The organism is Ferrimonas pelagia, from assembly GCF_039543565.1.
In the GTDB taxonomy this organism is placed as follows: Bacteria; Pseudomonadota; Gammaproteobacteria; order Enterobacterales; family Shewanellaceae; genus Ferrimonas; species Ferrimonas pelagia.
In genome coordinates this window covers 118,726-139,652 of record NZ_BAABJZ010000023.1, presented here as the reverse complement: position 1 = coordinate 139,652, position 20,927 = coordinate 118,726, and the positions used below count along the sequence as shown (strand labels likewise).

Below are 20,927 nucleotides of genomic sequence, written 5' to 3'. Positions count from 1 at the left end.
CGGTTCAAGCACAAGCCTTGCCCCGCGACAGGCTAGGCTTCAGGGGGAACCAAACCGCGTGGCATGTCCGAGGCGATGCCAGCGCCAAAACAAATAACGACAGGCCAATAAAGGCGATGCTCGGCTCGCTGCGGCAATGCTGGGTTTAGGCCGGCTCAGCGTCGCCTAATACACACCACTGCTCAGCCAGCTCTATGCCATATTGACCATTTTTTTCAATAGCCTGCTCCGCCAGCTGATAATACAGGTTACGGCTGATCCGGGCTTGATTGCCATGCCAGAGTCGAACGCAAGGCAGCCCCTGCTCCAGGGTCCAGGGGTGGGCGCCGCTGATCGGACAGGCCAGATCAAAGGGCCCCTGCAACCACCATTGCCCATCGCGCTGAACCAATTCGGTCATGACAAAGGGCTTATCGGCCACCTTGATCCGCCACTTTTCCACCGGTGTCACGAGGTAATAGTCACCGTCCGCTTCGCGACGCAGCACGCTAGCAAACAGGCGAACCAAACGCTCGCGGTGCATTGGGGTACCGAGACTGTGCCACTGCCCCTGCCGATCGATCTGAATATCAATGTCACCACATAAGGGCGGATCCCAATTGTCCAGCTTCGGATGCTCCCCCACCTGGGTTTCCAAACGCGCCAACATCACCCTAACTCCCGCTCGATCTGCTCCAATAAGGCCTGCAACGGATGTCGCATCGCCTTGCCAGCCAACCGTTTCACCTGACTGCGACAGGAATAACCACTCACCAGAGGCTCAGCGGCCACCGCATCAATGCTGTCCGCCCAATGCATCTGATATAAGGCCTTGGAGCGCTGCAGATTGCTCCTTTCGTGCCCATAAGTGCCAGCCATGCCACAGCAACCCACGCTGATCAGCTCCAACTGCAAACCAAAGTGGCCCATCAGCGTCTGCCACTCCGCTGCGCCCTGAGGCCGAACACTGCTCTCGGTACAATGACCCATCAACCGATATTTGGCTTTGACTTGAGTTACTTTAGGCCAGCGATGGCGCTGGCTTAACAAATAACTGGGCAGCATGGACACCTCAAACTGAACGGCCTCCCTGCCCAGACTCTCCACATACTCATCGCTATAGGTCAGCACCAACGCCGGATCCAGCCCCACCATAGGCACACCATAGTCACTAAGTCGGTTCAACGCCCGCGTCGTGATCTGCGCCGTTCGCTTGAATCGGTCGAGAAATCCTTTGATATGCTGTGGCTTACCATTGGGCAGATAGGGCACCAGCAAAGGCGTCAGTCCCAGTTTGGTCAATAGGCGAAGGCCCTGCTCAACCACGCTCGCATCGTAATGGCTGTTGAAAGGATCCTGCACCAGCAACACCATGTCGGCGCGTTGGGCGTCGCTGGCGACCTTGAGTCGTTGCTCCAACTGCGCCATCGTCATCGGCTGGCTGTCCCCGAGTCGCTCCGTGAGCGTCGGCACAGATAACGCCGGCGCATCGACATAGCCCAACAACTTGTCGACCACGTATTTGCTCAGCCTATTTTGGCTCAATGCATTCATCGCCCCGGCAAACTTCGCCTGCAACGGCAGGGTGTCTTCCAATCCCGCCACGAGGTGATCCTTCAACGGGCGCAAGTAGCGGCCGTAATAGTGGTGGAGAAACTCAGCTCGTAAGGTGGGGATATCAACCTTAACGGGGCAAGCGCCGGAGCAGGCTTTGCATGCCAGGCAGCTTTGCATCCCCGCATACACCTCGTGCGAAAAATCCGGCTGCTTACTTAGGTTGTTGGCCAGCCGTTGCCACCAAGGTGCCGGCTTGGGTGGGTATTGGCTCATGTCCACCCCTTGCGTGGCCAACAAGCGCAGCCAGGCCCGCATCAATTCAGCCCGCCCTTTCGGGCTTTCCAGCCGATCGCCACTGGCTTTGTAACTCGGACACATCGGGGTTTCGGATTGGTAATTAAAACAGAGGCCATTGCCATTGCAGCGAATGGCCCGCTCATACTGCTCCCGACTCAGTGGGCTGATCTGGCGATTAAAGCTGCCACGGCTGACCGTCTCCAGCGGCATCACCTCCGCATCACTGCCCAGTGGCGTGCAGATCTTACCGGGGTTGAGCTTATTGTCCGGATCAAACCACGCCTTGATCCGGCGCAGATCGTCAAACAACTCACCAAACACGGCCGGGCCATATTTTGAACGGATCCCTCGCCCGTGCTCCCCCCACATCAAGCCACCGTAGCGCTGTGTCAGTGCGGCTACCTGATCCGACAGCGAATACAGCAGCTTTTCATCGGCAGGATCGCACAGATCCAGCGCTGGCCGCACATGCAGCACGCCGGCGTCAACATGACCGAACATGCCGTAATTCAATCCTTCGGCATCGAGCAAGGCGCGAAACTCGGCGATAAAATCGGCCAAACGTTCCGGCGGCACCGCCGTGTCCTCGGCAAAGGGCAGCGGCTTACGCGCCCCTTTAGCATTACCAAGCAGCCCTACCGCTTTTTTCCGCATCGCATAGATCCGCTCGATCTCCACTCGCGCCCGGCAGATCTTGTACCCCAACACACCGGATCCGGCCTGATCGAGCCGGGCCAACAACGCCAACAAGCGCGCTTCCACCTGCTCGGGCTCGCCGGCAAATTCCACCATATTGATCCCATCGAAGCGGCGCAGCTCCTCATCACCTGCAGGCTCGACCAGCTCGGCGACCGTATGCCAACTGACATCCTCACGCGCCAAGCCAAGCACATTGGCGTCAATGGTTTCGACCACGTTAGCCTGGGCTGCAACCAAGCCAGGGGCATCACGCAAGGCGGCATCAAAACTGTCGTACTGAATGTTCACCAGCACCCGCTGCTCTGGCAAAGGATCCAGATCGACGCAAGCTTCGACGATAAACGCCAGCGTGCCCTCAGAGCCACACAATAAGCGGGTAAGATCCAGCCGATCGGTCTGGGGATCGTAGGCGTGATTGAGATCATACCCGGTCAGAAAACGGTTCAACTTTGGAAACTGTTGCGCGATCAATCCTTGCCGGTCCTGACATAGGGCCAGCACCGACTCCGCCAACTGTTTAGCCCGGCCACGTAATTGACTTCGCGCCTGTGCATCCCACGCTGCGGTCACCAGCTCGCTGCCATCGTCCAATATGGCGGTGACCGACACGATATGATCGGAGGTTTTACCGTAAACCAAAGAGCCCGCCCCTGAGGCATCGGTGTTGATCATCCCCCCCAGCGTGGCACGATTCGAGGTCGAGAGATCCGGCGAGAAAAACAGCCCACTCGGCCGTAACGCATCATTTAACGCATCCTTGATCACGCCGGCCTGCACCTGCGCACACCGCGCCTCAACCTCAATGGATATCACCTGGGTCAGGTGGCGGCTGAGATCGACGATGATCCCGGTGTTGAGACTCTGTCCATTGGTGCCGGTGCCGCCCCCTCGGGCCGAAAAGGTGATCCCCGCAAAGGCCTCATTCTGCGCCAGCCGCAGTGCGATCTGCAGATCCGACTTTCCCCGGGGACAGATCACCGCCTGAGGCAACAACTGGTAGATGCTGTTATCGGTGGCGTAAGTCAGGCGATGACCATAACGGGTTTCGATCTCCCCCTGAAACCCAGCTCCGCGCAGCGCAAGCAGATACTCTTGGTATTGGGGAGCCAAACTCGCTTGGGGATCCAGCGCGGGCAGCATAGCGACATCCTTTTATTCTTGTCCTAGTCTCCCTAGGATAAAAAAAAGAAGCCGCTTTAGCAGCGGCTTCTTCTCATTCACATCAACTGGCTTATCGCAGCATTCGGCGAACTTATTTGTTCAGCTTTTTCCCCAGATATAACCAGGTATCAACCACGGTATCCGGGTTGAGGGACACCGAGTCGATCCCCTCCTCTGCCAACCACTGAGCAAAGTCTTCATGATCGGATGGACCCTGACCGCAGATCCCGACATAGCGCCCTCGCGCCTTACACGCCTTAATGGCCATGGACAGCAAAGCTTTAACCGCTTCGTCGCGCTCATCAAACAGGTGACTGATGATCCCTGAATCCCGGTCCAGCCCTAGCGCCAGCTGAGTCATATCATTTGAACCAATGGAGAAACCATCAAAATGATCCAAGAACTGGTCCGCCAGCAAGGCATTCGAGGGCAACTCGCACATCATCTGCACCAACAGACCATCCTTACCCCGCTCCAGACCATTGCTGGCCAACTCCTCAATCACCCCTTTGGCTTCACCCACAGTGCGCACGAAGGGGATCATGATCTCCACATTGGTCAGGCCCATCTCACCTCGCACCCGTTTGACCGCTTCACACTCTAAGGCGAAACAATCTCGGAAGCTGTCGTCGATATAGCGTGATGCACCACGGAAACCCAACATCGGGTTTTCCTCTTCCGGCTCGTAGCGATCGCCGCCAACCAGATTGGCGTACTCATTTGACTTAAAGTCGGACATACGAACGATGATCCGTTGTGGATATACCGATGCTGCCAGCGTGGAGATCCCCTCACACAAACGCGTGATGTAGAACTCCTTGGGATCATCATAACCGGCCATCAACTCGGCGATCTCTTCCTGCACATCGCTATCCTGATCACTTAGGTTCAGCAACGCCTTAGGGTGCACGCCGATCATCCGATTGATGATAAACTCAAGCCTTGCCAAGCCGATCCCCGCATTGGGCAAGCGGGCAAAATCAAACGCCCGATCCGGGTTACCGACGTTCATCATGATCTTCATCGGCAGATCAGGCAGCAAATCAACCCGGGATTGATTAACCTCAAAATCCAGCTCACCCTGATAGATAAATCCGGTGTCCCCTTCGGCACAAGACACAGTGATGGGATCATCATTGGTGATTTTGGTGGTGGCATCGCCACAGCCAACAACTGCAGGGATCCCCAATTCACGCGCAATGATAGCCGCGTGACAGGTGCGGCCTCCCCGGTTAGTGACAATCGCGGACGCCCGCTTCATGATCGGCTCCCAATCGGGATCGGTCATATCCGTCACCAGCACGTCACCAGGCTGGATCATGTCCATATCTTCAATCGAGTCGAGCACCTTGGCTTTACCGGCACCGATCTTATGACCAATCGCACGCCCCTCGCTGAGCACCTCGCCCTGACCGTTAAGGGTGTAGCGTTCGATAACCTGCGCATCTTCATTGGAGCGGACAGTCTCAGGCCGTGCTTGTACGATGTAGAGCTTGCCGTCTAAGCCATCTTTAGCCCACTCGATATCCATAGGGCGGCCATAGTGTTTCTCGATGATCACAGCCTGCTTAGCCAGCTCCGCGACCTCATCATCGGTGATAGAAAAGCGGTTACTTTGCTCTGCAGGTACATCGATGATCTCCACCTGCTTACCATGGCTCTCATCATTGGAGTAAACCATCTGGATCAGCTTGGAGCCCAAGTTACGACGTACAATGGACTTGAATCCCTGCGCCAAGGTGGGCTTATGGACGTAGAACTCATCCGGGTTCACGGCCCCTTGCACCACCATCTCGCCCAAACCGTAGGCTGAGGTCACAAACACCACATCTTCGAAACCCGACTCGGTATCAATGGAGAACATCACCCCTGATGAAGACTTATCGGAGCGCACCATACGTTGAACGCCGGCCGACAGAGCGACGCCGCGGTGATCATAACCCTGGTGGACACGATAGGAGATGGCACGATCGTTAAACAACGAAGCGAAGACATGATGGATAGCCAGCTTAACGGCCTCGATCCCACGCACGTTAAGGAAGGTCTCCTGCTGACCGGCGAAGGAGGCATCAGGCATATCTTCGGCCGTTGCGGAGGAGCGCACCGCAAACGACACCTCATCGCCGCCGTCCTGCGCCAGCTCGGCATAGGCAGTGTCGACCGCTGCATTCAGCTCCGGCGTGAAGGGCGTGTCAATGATCCACTGGCGAATGTTCTCTCCCGCTTCGGTCAACGCGCCGATGTCATCAACATCGAGTGTGTCGAGCACCGCATAGATCTTTTCATTCAGACCGCTCTGCTCAAGAAATTCGTTAAAGGCGTCAGAGGTGGTGGCAAAGCCGCCGGGGACCTGCACACCTGCGTTTGCCAGGTTACTGATCATCTCCCCCAGTGAAGCGTTCTTTCCGCCCACACGGTTGACATCATCCATGCCAAGTTCTTGGTACCAGAGTACGTATTGGGTCACAGCTCTTTCCTCTTAACCTCGGGTTTTTACCACACCATTAAATGACCCCTTCCTTGCGGGGCGAGGTCATCTTACACTGCCTCTCACAAACGCGTAAATCGTTAAATATTGTGTAATTTAATTACAACAAGAGGTCAATAATGGGTCGAAAAGTGTTCTTTATTTCCGATGGTACTGCCATCACCGCAGAGGTGTTTGGGCACGCAGTTTTATCCCAGTTTCCGATAGATTTTGAACAGATGACCATCCCTTTTGTCGAAACAACGACCAAGGCTAAAGAGGTAAAACGGCGGATCAATGATAGTTTTATTACTACAGGCGAACGCCCCCTGGTTTTTCACTCAATTGTTAATTCTGAGATCCGGGATATCATCTATTCGTCCGAGGCCTTGGACTACGATTTCCTTAACACCTTCGTCGCACCGCTGGAACACCAACTGGGGGTGAAAGCCGATCCCCGCATTCACCGCACCCACTCCATCGACAACGATGCCTATGCCGATCGGATCGACGCGATCCACTACGCCATGGAAAATGACGACGGCATTACCCTAAAGAACCTCGAAAAGGCGGATATCATTCTGGTTGGGGTCTCCCGCTGCGGCAAAACCCCGTCCAGCCTGTATCTCTCAATGCAATTTGGCATCAAAGCCGCTAACTATCCCTTCATTGCTGAAGACATGGACAACCTCAAACTGCCCGCCGAATTGAAGAAATATAAGAAGAAGATCTTCGGCCTAACCATCGATCCCAAACGACTGCATGAGATCCGCAATCAACGCCTGCAAGGCAGCACCTACGCTTCGCTCCGGCAGTGCCGAATGGAGGTCAAAGAAGTAGAATTAATGTTTCGTAAAGAGCGGATCCCCTACATCAATACCACCTTCCATTCGGTTGAAGAGATCGCCACCAAGATCCTGTCGCAGACCGGCATCGAACGTAAAATGTTCTGAAGTTACCAAACGCCGGAGCCCACTTCGGCATTCAACTGCACATATTTATAGCAAAATCGCCCTTATCGAAGCTTTGAGGCCACTCCAACTCACAGGAAATTCGGTATACTTTGCCAATTTCCCGCGACGCCGCGGCCAGATCCGCCTTGATGGAAGCGCATGACTATAAAAACAGACGAACTCAGAACCACCCTTTTGTCTAAGGTGATCTCTCCTGCCGAATTGGCAGCGCAATACCCGCTCAGTGATGACGGCGCCGCGGCCCTGATCCAGGCGCGCCGTCAGGTCGAGGCGATCATCAGTGGCGAAGATCAACGCCTATTAGTGATCATCGGCCCCTGCTCCATCCACGATACCGACGCGGCCATCGCCTACGCCGAAAAACTGGCGAAACTGCACCAGGAGCTCAAAGACGATCTATTGATCGTGATGCGCGTCTACTTTGAAAAGCCGCGCACCATCGTCGGTTGGAAAGGCCTGATCTCCGATCCGGATCTGGACGGCAGCTTCAGCGCCAATAAAGGCCTGTGCCTTGCCCGCGAGTTGCTGGTTAAGATCACCGAGCTCAAGTTACCCATCGCCACCGAGTTCCTCGATATGGTCAACGGGCAATACATCTCCGATCTGATCACCTGGGGCGCCATTGGCGCACGCACCACCGAGTCTCAGGTCCACCGTGAGATGGCCTCGGCGTTATCCTGCCCGGTCGGCTTTAAGAACGGGACCGATGGCAATATGCAGATCGCCATCGATGCAGTGCGCGCCTCTCGTGAGCCCCACATCTTCTACTCACCGGATAAAGATGGTCAAATGAGTGTGTACCGCACCCATGGCAACCCCTTTGGTCATGTGATCTTGCGGGGCGGTAAAGGCCCCAACTACGAGGCAGAACACGTGGTCGCCGCCCACGATGCCTTGGCCAGCTTTGGCGTGATCCCACGAGTTGTGATCGACTTTTCCCATGGCAACAGCCTCAAGCAGCACAAACGTCAGCTGGACGTGGCCAAGGACGTGGCCGCGCAGATGTTGGCGCCGCACGGCCACGCCATTGCAGGCATCATGGCAGAAAGCTTCCTAGTGGAAGGCAATCAGAAAGTTGAACCCGGCAAGCCGCTCACCTTCGGCCAGAGCATCACCGACGCCTGCCTCAACTGGGACGACTCCGAGCAATTGCTGCGTCTGCTGGCGCAGGCCAGCCGGGCCCGGCGAAATGCGGCCTCCAGCTAGCGCGATCAATATCACACCCCGGCAATTTGCCGGGGTGACTTTTATCACAGTCCATTTTCTCTTACAGTAGGCTAACGGCAAGTACCTAATACAACAGCAGATACAGGCTAACTTTCGACATGGATGCAGTCCCACTACGTATCGTCATCGCCGACGATCACCCGTTGTTTCGCAATGCACTACGTCAGGCACTGGCCGGTCGGATCGACGCCCAATGGCTGGAAGCCGACAGTGCCGCCAGCTTAGAAGCCCTGCTGAACGCCACCCAACCCGATCTGGTCCTGCTGGATCTGGAGATGCCGGGCAGTCACGGTTACTCCACCCTGATCCACCTGCGCAGCCACTTTCCTGCCGTGCCCGTGGTGGTGATCTCGGCCCATGAAGATCCACAAACCATCCACAAAGCACTCAGCTATGACTGTCAGGGCTTTATTCCCAAATCATCCGATCCGGATCAGTTGGCCGAAGCGATCCAAGTGGTGCTGGACGGCGATACCTACCTGCCGAGCGATATGCTCGCCCTGGCCGAACCCGAAGCCGAAGTGGATGACATTGGCAGTCGGTTGTCCGAGCTCACCCCGCAGCAATACCGAGTGCTGCAGATGTTTGCCGAAGGCATGCTCAATAAGCAGATAGCCTACGATCTGGGCGTCTCAGAAGCCACCATCAAAGCCCATGCCACCGCCATCTTCCGCAAGCTCGGCGTGCGCAATCGAACCCAAGCGGTGATCGCCCTGCAGGGACTCGAAATGGAAAAGAAAGCGTTGTAGCTTCGGCCTGGCGCAGCGCTCATTGCGCACTGAGCAACACGCATCAAAACACACGCAATCAACAAGGATCGTTGATGATGTTAAAAAGTCGAGCAGCGACGCTGCTTCTCTCGCTGTGTGCCTTCACCGGCCACGCCACGCCCTTATTGGAATTTCTCCCGGTATGCCAACAAGAGATTATCGACCTACATCAAAGCCAAACACTGGCCGGGGATGCGGCACAGACAGAGCTTCACCGTTTACCGGAGTTTAACCAAGCTGTCATTGAGCTTCAGGCGCAAACGGACGCACTCGGCTTTGACGCTTTCTATCTCAACAGTGCCCTGGTTCGGGAATCTCGACATGAGATAGACGCCGGGCCTAAATCAATTAGGCGGCGCTATAGTAAGCCCACGCTGACCCTGCAACTCGCAGCCAAAGCCGTCCGTTTTTGCCAGGACAACGCGAGCCTTTCATCCAATCCGACCCCGCTCAATGCACAGGGCAGGCGCGTATTGGCCAATACCCGGAAAATCATCCTCGCCACACCGGCAAAGGCCTTGCCCACGACGCCCGACGCCTTACTTAACTTCGACGGTAGACTTGAGCTCTCACAAGGGCTCCTTGGCGTCTTACCCGGCGCATCGCGCCAGCAAGTGCTCGAACATCTTGGCCAGCCCAGTATGAAGATCCCGCTTGAGGATGAGCACCATCTCTGGGGGTATGGCCGCCGTTACTGGCTTACGTTTGAGCAGGACCGTCTCGTTCAGATCAACACCGATCCCGCCCCCGTAAAAGTCAGCACCCTCAATCTGATAGACGCCCACCCTCAGCTGAGTGAAGCGGACTGGCAATTTCAGGGCGTCGATCTGCTCCGGCTCCAGTGGGAGCAAGCCCAGCAACACCTCTCTGAGCTGCAGTTCGACAGCGACGCTGCTCAGGCGCACATCGAACTGCCCCACTACCGCTTAACGCTAAAATTTGAAACCTTCCATCAGCACTCCAAAGACCGGCCCACGCGACAACTTACCGGTTTTGCGTTCGAGCAGCAGCCCCCCACGGAGCAGGCCCCAATGTCCCTCACCAGTCCGGAGTATGGTGCCCTAGTTGCGCAGATCATCTCTGGCCAGCCCCCGCTGTCGCTCGCACGCTTCAATCAAGCCTTTCCCAACGCCTATGCGCTTCACTCTAAAAACGGTAAACAGCGCTGTATCCTTGGCCAAAATGCCATCGTCGGCTTCGAAGAGGGAGCATTGACACAACTGACTCTGGTGCCCGCCATGTTCCATGGGGGTGAGGCCACCGACGTGTTTAGCCAGATGATAAACGCGGCTGGGCTGAAAATGACCCGCGCCCAGACATTGGCTGCGTTTCCCGACGCGTTCGATCTGCTGGATCAAATCAATATTGAGCAGGCCAACGGAACCATCGAGACCTACTTCGATGGAGATCACGACAGCGCCGAGCTTTATCAGGCCGACATTACGCTGTTCTAGCGGTCGATACGCGCTGTCGACAGCGCAATCGCCCCTGACAACACCGAAAAGCCCCCGCTTAGGGCGGATAAGATCGGCATTCGAATGGCGCCGCACAGGATCCCTGCCAACGGTTTGGCCGCAAAAGCACATCTAGCCTTTTCCAATACGTTAGCAATTGGGTACCATGCAGCAACCCAAAAATAACAACAAAGCGGTTCAGGATGACCACACAAACCACACAAACCGACAACGATCTCACGGAAGTGAAACAATTTGGCCTTTGGGCCTCCATCGCCAGCCTCAGCTACGTATTTTGGCTGGTCGGTGGCATGGAGTTGATCGAACGCCTCGCCTATTACGGTGTAAAAAGCTCCGCCGCACTGTATGCCAGAGCGCCGGCTTCTGCCGGGGGGCTGGGAATCACCATGGGCGACTTCGGCATCATCTTGATGGTCTGGGCGTTGCTGCAAACCTTCGTCCCCGTGTTTACCGGCGGGATCTCAGATAGGGTTGGCTACAAGGAAACCATCTTTGCCTCAACGGTGATCAAAATAGCCGGTTATCTGGTGATGGCCCTCTACCCCTCGTTTGAGGGCTTTATGGCGGGCGCCGTTTTGCTGGCCACCGGCACCGGGATCTTCAAACCAGGGATCCAGGGAACCTTGGTGCTCTCCACCCAAAAAGAGAACGCCTCAATGGCTTGGGGGATCTTCTATCAAACGGTGAACATCGGCGGTTTCCTTGGCCCTCTGATGGCGGTTCATCTGCGCCAATTGGCGTGGGAAAACGTCTTCTACGCCTGTGCGGCGATCATCTCGCTCAACTTTATCCTGCTGCTGGCCTACAAAGAGCCCGGCAAACAAGCACGACTTGAACGCCAAGCCAAGATCCGCAGCGGTGAGATCGAGCAAGAAGCGCTATGGAGAGATGCCTGGCATGAATTGAAAAAGCCGATCGTCTTTTGGTACATGATCGTATTTTCCGGCTTCTGGTTCCTGTTTAATGCGCTGTTCGATGTCCTACCGGTCCACATCGCTGAGTGGGTCGACACCAGCGTCATTGTGCGCGACCTGTTTGGCCCGGATGGCACCCAAAACGGCTTCGCCCAATTCTGGTTAGGGCTGGATAACAGCGGCACCAAGGTAATGCCCGAAGGGATGCTCAACCTCAATGCGGGGATGATCATGACCAGTTGCTTCCTGATCGCCGCCCTCACCGCCAGATTCCGCATCACCACCGCCATGGTTGCCGGAGCGCTTGCCAGTATCGCCGCCTTTGTGGTGATCGGCAGCTCCAATTTCGCCTGGGCCATGGTGTTCGCCATCGCCCTGTTTAGCCTCGGCGAGATGATGATCAGCCCAAAGAAGAACGAATTTATGGGCAACATTGCGCCTGTAGGCAAGAAGGCCATGTACCTCGGCTTCGTCATGCTGCCCCAAGGCATTGGCTGGGGATTGGAGGGCTATTGGGGGCCACGCTTGTATGAGATGTACGCCTCAAAAGAGGTGTTCTCCCGCCAAATGTTGTCCAGTGAAGGTATGTCCGTTCAGGCGATAGATGCCATCCCGCAAGGGGAAGCCTTCACCACCCTCGTCAGCGTTACCGGCGAAAGCGCCAGCCACCTGACGCAGATCCTGTATGACTTGCATAACATCGGTTTTGCCTGGTATCTGATCGCCGCCATTGGCAGCTTTTCAGCCTTAGGGATCATACTCTATGGCCATTGGCTCAAAGGTCTGCAAACACAGCAGTGATCCCGAGCACCCACGCTCACGGCGATCCCAGCGAGGGATCGCCTATGCTTGGGGAGGAGGTACGTCATGCCCTCACCCCTGCAAAACACAATGAACACCCTACCCCAGCAAGGTACGCTCGAATGGATCGGGATCCGGCCTGAGCGCGCTGCCCCGATGCACCATCTAAGCCACGCGCAGTTGCTCGCCGGCCAAGGCTTGCAGGGCGATCACTTTCACGCTCGAGCGGGCAGCCCTCGTCAGATCACCCTGATCCAAGCCGAGCACCTGCCGGTGATCGCCGCCCTGTGTGGCAAGGGAATGATCCCTCCGGAGATCCTGCGGCGCAATCTGGTCGTCGCCGGGATCAACCTACTGGCTCTCAAAGGGCGTCGGTTTCAGATCGGCACCGCCGAGCTCGAAGGCACCAGCCTCTGTGCACCTTGCAGCCGGATGGAAAAGGCGCTTGGGCCGGGTGGTTTCAATGCCATGCGCGGACATGGCGGCCTGTGCGCCAAGGTGCTCAGCACAGATCGGATCCAGATCGGTGATAAGGTGGTCGCTCTCCCCCCTCGAGCATAATTTGCACGAAAGCCAGCCGGGGTCACGCCGGACTTACAGCGCCGTTGTTGGCCAGTGGCATCAGACTAGATAGTCGCTCTAATGCACGCTAAGTGCATTTACTGTTCAGGATAACGTGCCAAATCATCCCTCGGCCAGACCGCAGCGATTGCTCAGCTTGGATTGCTCACGAATATAACGCCATTACGTATCACCCAGCAAATCAACTACGCTTGTTCAACGCCATATCACAACCCACTGGGGGAGCAGGCTCATGGATCTTAACGAGATCATCAAACTAGGCGCGCAACTGTTTAGCCAAACCAACGATAAAACCGCCGGACTGGGACAAAATCAGGTCGTCGCAGCTCTTTCGCAATTATTAGGCGGCGATCCCGACGGCAACGGCATAGATCTGGCTGGTCTTGTCGCGGGTCTCAATGGTGCAGGCTTAGCGGAGATCGCCATGTCCTGGCTCGGGGACGGCGACAACCAGCCTATCGACAGTGAGCAGCTCAGTCAGCTCTTCTCCAGCGACCAGCTATCCGGGTTTGCTCAACAGTTGGGCATTGAGCAGGAAGAAGCCCAGCAGGGGCTTAGTACCGTGTTACCGACCATCCTGGATAAAGCCAGTCAGGGCGGCAGTCTGTTGGGCTCGGATGCCGGTCCATCCGGGATCCTCGGCGCCATCTCAAAACTCTTTGGCCGCTCATAACTCAGCGCCCAAATGCAAAACTCGTGAAAGCATACTGCTGAACACCTATGGCCAAAACCATCGGTGTTCAGCAAAACATCCATCATTACCACCACTGCCCATCGTCAAACAGGCTATCTGCCAATTCCCTGTAAAAGATGTTGTAAAGATGCTCATTAAATGAGCCCTCATCCCGCATTAAGCCGTTTTACTCATTAGCTCCCCTAGTACACACACATTTTGTCCGCCTACAGCAGAACGAGGGTTAGGGACATGCTACTGACGAGAAGGCTCATCATGAATGGACTCCCCCCTGAGTGGTCGGATGATCGACAATACCGCAGGTTAATGATGCAGCTGCTACTGACATTAACCGCTTGTGTCGCTATCGGCTTGGGCACACTTTTGCTAGTCAACAACCGGCCATTAACTGCGGGAGTGGCATACTCTCTGGCTCTGCTCTGCGCCGTTCTCTTTCCGATCATCCGAACCACCGCAAATCTCAAATGCTGGGCCAAGCGCATTCTTAGCCTAGTGTTTACATTGATCTTACTCGAGACCATTGATGCGACATCATCACAAGTGGCTTGGTGCTGGCTAATGCTGATCCCCACCCTAAGCTATCTGTTGTTAGGAAGAACCTGCGGCCTGCAATTTACCCTTTTTTTCTTAAGCATCGGTCTTACATTGTTCGCTTGGCAGGCGCGATCGTTCGAGAATATGAATGCTGCCTACGTCGCCAACATTGCGCTATGTACCCTGACGGTCTGGGGGATCATCCACATCTATGAATTCAAGCGCCAGAAGATGAAAGAGCAGTTGCAGGAGCTTGCTGCTAAGGACCCACTCACCGGGTTGCTCAATCGGTTGCACCTCACCAAGGTCGTCGACCAGTTGCAAGACAAGGGAGCGCCAGAGAGCAGCTTCTCTTTGTTGCTATTGGATCTGGACCATTTCAAAGCGATTAACGACCAATTCGGTCATATGAACGGCGATCAGGTCTTAGTCCACGTCGCCAGTGTGATCCGTCGAAGCATTCGTCACTCCGACTGGGCCTTTCGAGTGGGTGGTGAGGAGTTTTGCCTGATCCTCCCCGCCACCAGTCGATCCGGTGCGGTTAAGGTCGCTGAATCTCTGCGCGGATGCCTGCAACGCTCGCCCTGCATCACGCGCGAGCACACCATTCCGGTCACACTCAGTATTGGGATCGCCCACTGGCCTCTGGATGGTTCCTACCTGCAAGCGCTCTATCACAACGCCGATCAGCGCCTATATCAAGCCAAAGCCACAGGAAGAAACTGTGTGGTCGCAGGACCGTCTGCACTAACAGCGACTGCGGCATAACCTAAAGGCCAAGTCAGAGCCAAATCAGAGCCATCACAGCGGCCCCCGAGCTGAAAACTGCGCCGACATCGATCACGGCTAGCTGGAACCAAGCCTAGATCGGAGTCAAACCTCACCTTGAGCAAAGAAGGTTTGTGCACCAACACCCAGCAAAATACTCGGTAAGACGACTCAAGCGAGCGTCAAAAACTCCATAAAAAAAGTCCGAAGTCAGTGACTGACTTCGGACTTAGCTATTGGTCTTCGTTCGCTTACACTTTCCTTGCAGCGGGTAACGCCTTACACGCGATACCGCTTATTGGAAGTAAGCTTTACTCTTTATACGGGTCGTACAACCAAACTGCAGCGTTCTGGTGCCCGCCTTGGTTCAGCGCAGTAAACTCCTCTGCCACCAGCACACGACCGTCGTCCATCACCACCAGCTCACTTGGCTGAGCCGGGCTATCGCGATGACAGCGACCATTCGCTTCGTTATGATCCGGGTATTTCTTGTCGCCAAACAGCGCCGGCTCGATGCGGTTGATCTCGAAGTTATCGTCGATCGGCATACGATAAACCATGCCACAGTAACCCGTATCCGTAGTCAACTGAATGTCACCGAACGCCCACACCATCTGGTGAGACAGGGTCGGAATGGCGAAGTAGGCGTAGGCTTGCGTCACATCCTCATCCAACGCAGAGCTGCCGTATTGCGCTTGAGCCGCACGCTCAGTATTGAACGTCAGGCCCGACATGTTGCTCCATTCTGCCGAGGCACCGAGGAACTTCGCGGCTTGACGGGTCTCAAGGAACACCACCCGGTCATCCATAGCAAGCCCTGCAGTAGTCGGGTTTCCGCCCTCTGCCACTGATGGATAATGACTGGCCCCAACAGACCAAGCCAAGACATCTGCGTTGGTCAGGTAGCTGGACTGGCCTTCGACATAGTCATCCATATCAATGCCATCAAAGTCGGCGATCCAACCTTCAACTTCGGCATCAGTGGCCCGGCCCAACTCGATCCACTCGACATCGAAGCTCACCAACGATGGGTGATTGTATGGAATGTCCTGATGAACTTTGGCGGCGTACAGCGTACCGGAACGCAGCTCATTGGCGGAGTCTGCCTCAAACTTATACAACACCCCGCCAATGCCACCCTGACCCAGATAGACCGTGGTGCCGTTAGGCATGATCATCGCGGAGTCATGCTCGAAACGGCCCATTGCGAAGCGCTTCTCTACGCTCACCTCACCCTCGGGGTTGGTCAGCTCCATCATGTAGCCATAGCGATATGGGTTGGGGAATTCACCCTCGCCCAAATAGGCATCCAGACGATCCGCAATGTCGCTTTCTGAGCGAATAGGCAGCGCTGCGTCTTCTTGCTCAAGCGGCTTATTCCAATCTGTCAGCGTCGGTGCTTCCGAGCCCGTTTCCGTCGCGCCATGCTCGGCGAACAACGGCGTACCCCAAGGCGTCAGGTTACCCTTGCGCACACCGGCGGTACCCGCTACGCCTGATAAGTCAACCAACTCAGTGTCCAGCACTTGGTCATTTTTATCGAGCAATAAGCGGCTGATGGCGCCAGGATTATCATCCCAAGCGGTGTACAAGATCTGAGTGCCGTCATCCGCCACCAGCAGAACATTGGACTCGAGCTCATCACTAAGCTCAGCTTCGCCATCTTTATCAACCACGTACTGAATATCACCCAGCCCATCCTCTGCAACCTCAGCGATTATCTCTAAGCCCGCAAAGGTACTCCACAACGTCTGACGTTCGCCGGCGGTGGTTGGCCAGCTGGAGTTATCAAAGTCAACGTCAATCTGGCGCAGATCCAAATTTGCGAATTGCGTGATAACGCCCGCGGTGATCGGTACCTCACCCGTTGCATTCGAGTTTGGATGCTTCACGTTCATCAGCAAGCTGTCGTCGCGAACCACCATGCCAGTGACCTGCCCGGCGATAGGAGCCGTCGCCAGACGCATCAATTCACCCTGACGCGCCGGCAACTCATATTCCGGTTTTTCTGGCTTCGACGACGGTGGAGCGCGGTCGATCTCTTTTTGCCAACAACCGGTCAGACCCAATGCTACCGCAACGGCCAATAAGGAAATTTTGTTCTTGTTCATTCTGTTTTCCTTCCGCTTAGAAGCTCATGTTCAGACCGGCGGTAAACACGCGCTGGTTTTCGTTGTACGCGCGGCTGATACCGCCATCGGTGTAGGTCAAGTTGCCCGCATTGGTAACGTTCGAGCAGGACAGTGACAGCCGCATGCCGCGCGTCGGACGGTAAGACGCCGCGATGGTCAGGCGTTCTTGAACGTCGTTGTACGTCGCCGGTTTGTGGGTCTGATTGAAGTTGTTGCCGTCGGTCCACTCTTCAAAGATGTCTTTGAGTTTGCCACTGCGATAGGTGTAGCTCACCCGCACATCATATTTACGTGTGCTGTAGTACAAGGTGTTGTTAAAGCTGTGCTTAGACGCTGCGGTCAGGATCTCCGGGTTGGAGTTATCCGTCAGGGTATAGTTAGCACTGATCCCGGTGTTCGCCAAGAAGCCAGGCAACATGGAGAACGGCTGGTTCCAAGAGGTTTCCACGCCCTGTAGCACCACGCCTTCGGCGTTACTCTTACCGATCAAATTCACATCTTGATCCCGCAACCAGTTGCCAGCGCTGTCATACACCGCCATCTGATAGTTCTGCTCGACGGTCTCAACCAGGCTATCCAAATCCTTACGGAAATAGGCCACGCTGAAGATACTCTCCGGGGTGTAATACCACTCCCAGCTCAGATCCAGGTTGTCCGAGGTGAAGGGCATCAGATACGGATCAGCGGTACGCAGGGTCGGATCGCCATCGTTAAAGTTAAAATTGGTGTTAAGGCTGATGTCATTGACGTCCGGTCGGGTCATGGCTCGGCCCCAGCCAAAGCGCATGATCATGTCATCGGTCATGGAGTACATGACGTTCAAACTTGGCAACACATACCAGTAGTCATGCTCCCGCTCGATAAACATGTCGTCATCGGAGCGCAACACCAGTTCACCGTTATTATCCACGATCAGACCTTGCTCAAGATCCGCACCATAGCCAAACACGCGCTGATCGGTTTGAACGAAGCGAACGCCGACGTTACCGCGAATGTTGTAACCCAAGGAGAAATCACCACGGACGTACGCCGCCCAGGAATCCTCAAGCAGTGAGGTTTCAACCCCACCACGGTACAACGCGTCACCATTATTATTGGTCACCGTACTGCCGTACTGACGAATGTCATCAACGGAAAAGTTATCCAACAGCCAAGCGGTATTGGGTACCAAGAAGCTATAGGTATCCGCGTAGCTGTGACCTGGGAACCAACCGCCATTACCCGGGTTGACCGGATTAAACTGGATGTCCTTCATGCTGAAACCTTTGGTCGCCAGCAAGCCTTCGAGCTGATCATGAGACAACGCACTGCGCAGGTTGTGCTTCATCTCGATATTTTCGTCTTTGCTGTACGAAGCACCGAAGTGGATCTTATCCAGGCTAAGCAGGCCAAAGTCCATGTACGCATCGTAGGTCACGTCGAAATTTAGCGCCGTGGCGTTCATCTCCTGAGTACTGCCTAACTGCCCACCAGCGAGCTGGATCCCTTTAACGCTATTAAGATCGGGATCCCACAGACCATAGTTGGCTTCGTTCATCAGGAAGTCCGCACCACCCGGCGTATGATAAGTCAGTCCCCAAGGGCCACCCAGGGTGCCATCAAACGACATGTCCAGACCCTGAGGACTGCCTTCGGCATCCAGATTATGGGTGTAACTGCGCAACGCGACGTTGGTGTTGGTTTCGTTAGAACGGGATACACTGACACCACCTTTGACGGTCCAGTCGCCCACTTCGTATTTCAGATCCAACGTATTAAGGAAGATCTCCGCTTCCCGTGCGATCGGAGTCGCATCCACCTGATGCTCGGCATCGGTGATCCGGAACTTCGACAGGTAGATGTTGTCATCGATCGACACCCCTTCCCAGTCGTGATCGTAGTCAAAATCTTTGTTGGTGATGTTAAACACCTGACGCGCTTGGTTCGCGGTCCGGTTGTAACGGGTGTATAGGGTTTCCGCCAGAACATTGAAATTATCGGTTACCTGATAATCAAGGTTGGCAAACACCGAGCCACGCTCACGATCATTGTGCACGGCCTGATTACGGATCTGGTTTGGTCCCCAAGCATAGAAGGTGTCTTCACCAGGGGCGGAGATATCAAACCGGCCCGTACCGGCGGCACCGGAGTTATTTTGCTGAGTCCAGTTATTGGACTGGTTGTAGTTCACCCCGAACGCCATGCCCAATTTATCTTCAATCAGGTGGCGGGTGTGGATCAAGGTCAGATCCGGATCGAACTTGTCATTGATCTCGCGATACTGGGTTCGTAACCCCACTGACGTGTGGTTGCCTTTACGGTTCAACGCGCGATGGCTGACCATGTTGACCGTACCGGAGATCCCGCCTTCCGCCAGATCCGCCGAGGTGGTCTTCTGAACCGTTGCACGGGACAGGAAGGCCGACGGCATGATGTCAAACGAGAAACTGCGGTTGGTGTTCAGCGGTGTGGTGATGGTACGGCCGTTATACAGTGTTTTCGCGAAGCTACCGGACATGCCTCGGATATTCACTTCGCGAGCCGTGCCATCATCGCTGCGCTGGATCTGAACACCGGCAACCCGCTCAAGCGAATCACCAATATCCATGTCCGGCATGACGCCAATATCTTCTGCCGCGATCACATCAACCTGAGCGTCGCTAAAACGCTTTTCGTTCAGTGCATCACTCAAACTGGCACGCGTACCACTAACTCGAATGACTTCGATGTCTTCTTCGACAGTCTCGATCTCCTCTGCGAAGACCAACTGATTTCCGGAAAGTAAAAGGGTTACACATGCAGCAACACGCGTAACTCTAGGAATGGGGAACTTCATCAAACAACCTCTTCCAACAACAGTGCTCTACCCAAGCAACAAATAAACGGCATCAACCTCTATTGAGTCGATTTAGCCCTTCGCCATCACTCCAGTTTGATTTGCTACTGCCACTCCTCGACACCGCAATAACAAACTGACATAACTTGACGAAACTTGACCAAAATTACATTCGACACGAAAGTGTATTCCATTCGCATTCTGCCCAACTCCTTGCACAGAATTCTTTTAGTCAGATGGCAACCGTAAAGAGTTAAGAAGGGAAATTCCAGTATTTTTACAATAACAAAATGAACGAAAATCACATTGACGCAAGTCACTGATTTATAATGAAAGTTATATTTTGAACAGACTTTATTTGGGCGCTTCTGTAGTAAAGTTACAAGCGCGAGCGAGAACATACGGGGCGCACCACCCACCCCCAACCAATATTAACTCACCAAGGTAAGTTATTGGATTACATTCTTGACACTAAACAACCATTCACGGCAAGGTGTTGCTTACGTGACCTGAGCGCCGTTTGTGACAGGGTCAGCATTAATGAGATGGTGCTTAAACTGGCGTTACAGTCTGTCCGCTCAGCAATGGATAACCGGTTTCCCCTAAAGCACATCTAATGGTTTGAACTTCATCGTGGATACACCCAGATGAACCACACCCTAAAAGCGGAACGGCCTCAGCACTCTTTCACGATTACCTGCCAAGAAATAATGTCGTCGCCCTTGAGATTTAAATGCAACGCCACCTGTTAATTAGCAAAAATAAATTCACTAGCGCAAAGACGCGAATATTTTCGTCCTCGGTACCAAGCCCCCTCATCAAAGCAAACAGACCGGCACTGACAGATGATTTTGTTTATCAGCAGATGGCGCAAATGCAACCGCACAGTTGAGCACTGGCGCCCACAGCAAGAGTTTCACCGCGTTAACGGGCAGCTTGGGTCAACGTTCGAAGAAACCTAGCCGCTGTAGTGTTGCACACCGGCAGGTTAAGCCAACGCCCGCTTGGACCGCTCCACAGACGCAGTACTCGCAGACCGGCCCCCCTTGGTAGGGTTGAGTTTGATACCCATTGATAGCGG

Annotated in this window: 13 protein-coding genes; 8 read left to right on the top strand and 5 right to left on the bottom strand. The window is 54.9% G+C overall.

Features of this window, described 5'->3' with window-relative positions; translation table 11 throughout:
* Positions 1-145 precede the first annotated feature (145 nt).
* From ABEA08_RS08685 to ppsA, 3 genes are all read right to left on the bottom strand, one after another.
* On the bottom strand, positions 146-649 hold the full coding sequence (locus ABEA08_RS08685; protein ID WP_345334903.1) for a DUF1285 domain-containing protein: 504 nt from the start codon (positions 647-649) through the stop codon (positions 146-148).
* Complete coding sequence (gene ydiJ / locus ABEA08_RS08680; RefSeq protein WP_345334902.1) at positions 649-3,672, bottom strand: D-2-hydroxyglutarate dehydrogenase YdiJ; 3,024 nt, start codon at positions 3,670-3,672, stop codon at positions 649-651. Before ydiJ ends, ABEA08_RS08685 begins: the two co-directional genes overlap by 1 nt.
* 112 nt (positions 3,673-3,784) lie before the next feature.
* Entirely contained in the window at positions 3,785-6,160 is a 2,376-nt protein-coding gene (gene ppsA / locus ABEA08_RS08675; RefSeq protein WP_345334901.1) for a phosphoenolpyruvate synthase, read from the bottom strand.
* A 140-nt stretch (positions 6,161-6,300) separates the two neighbouring features.
* On the opposite strand from ppsA, the gene ppsR reads away from it, so the two are divergent.
* From ppsR to ABEA08_RS08635, 8 genes are all read left to right on the top strand, one after another.
* Positions 6,301-7,113 carry a posphoenolpyruvate synthetase regulatory kinase/phosphorylase PpsR gene (gene ppsR / locus ABEA08_RS08670; RefSeq protein ID WP_345334900.1) on the top strand — a complete coding sequence of 271 codons (813 nt, stop codon included), beginning with the start codon at positions 6,301-6,303 and terminating at the stop codon, positions 7,111-7,113.
* A 159-nt stretch (positions 7,114-7,272) separates the two neighbouring features.
* On the top strand, positions 7,273-8,340 hold the full coding sequence (locus ABEA08_RS08665; protein WP_345334899.1) for a 3-deoxy-7-phosphoheptulonate synthase: 1,068 nt from the start codon (positions 7,273-7,275) through the stop codon (positions 8,338-8,340).
* Positions 8,341-8,459: 119 nt separating this feature from the next.
* Complete coding sequence (locus tag ABEA08_RS08660; protein WP_345334898.1) at positions 8,460-9,110, top strand: response regulator; 651 nt, start codon at positions 8,460-8,462, stop codon at positions 9,108-9,110.
* Between the two features lie 74 nt (positions 9,111-9,184).
* Positions 9,185-10,585 (top strand): hypothetical protein, encoded by a 1,401-nt coding sequence (locus ABEA08_RS08655; RefSeq protein WP_345334897.1) that lies wholly within the window; start codon positions 9,185-9,187, stop codon positions 10,583-10,585.
* A gap of 203 nt (positions 10,586-10,788) precedes the next feature.
* On the top strand, positions 10,789-12,321 hold the full coding sequence (locus ABEA08_RS08650) for an MFS transporter (protein ID WP_345334896.1): 1,533 nt from the start codon (positions 10,789-10,791) through the stop codon (positions 12,319-12,321).
* A 66-nt stretch (positions 12,322-12,387) separates the two neighbouring features.
* Positions 12,388-12,882, top strand: a complete 495-nt coding sequence (locus ABEA08_RS08645; RefSeq protein ID WP_345334895.1) for an MOSC domain-containing protein — start codon at positions 12,388-12,390, stop codon at positions 12,880-12,882.
* A gap of 253 nt (positions 12,883-13,135) precedes the next feature.
* The gene (locus tag ABEA08_RS08640) at positions 13,136-13,576 is read left to right on the top strand and encodes a YidB family protein (RefSeq protein ID WP_345334894.1); all 441 of its coding nucleotides are present in this window, start codon (positions 13,136-13,138) and stop codon (positions 13,574-13,576) included.
* Between the two features lie 252 nt (positions 13,577-13,828).
* Entirely contained in the window at positions 13,829-14,899 is a 1,071-nt protein-coding gene (locus ABEA08_RS08635; RefSeq protein ID WP_345334917.1) for a GGDEF domain-containing protein, read from the top strand.
* 311 nt (positions 14,900-15,210) lie between these two features.
* Here ABEA08_RS08635 and ABEA08_RS08630 read toward each other — a convergent pair whose 3' ends face one another.
* Both ABEA08_RS08630 and ABEA08_RS08625 read right to left on the bottom strand, forming a co-directional pair.
* On the bottom strand, positions 15,211-17,010 hold the full coding sequence (locus tag ABEA08_RS08630; RefSeq protein WP_345334893.1) for an alkaline phosphatase PhoX: 1,800 nt from the start codon (positions 17,008-17,010) through the stop codon (positions 15,211-15,213).
* 16 nt (positions 17,011-17,026) lie between these two features.
* On the bottom strand, positions 17,027-19,777 hold the full coding sequence (locus ABEA08_RS08625; protein ID WP_345334892.1) for a TonB-dependent receptor: 2,751 nt from the start codon (positions 19,775-19,777) through the stop codon (positions 17,027-17,029).
* Positions 19,778-20,927: the final 1,150 nt, after the last annotated feature.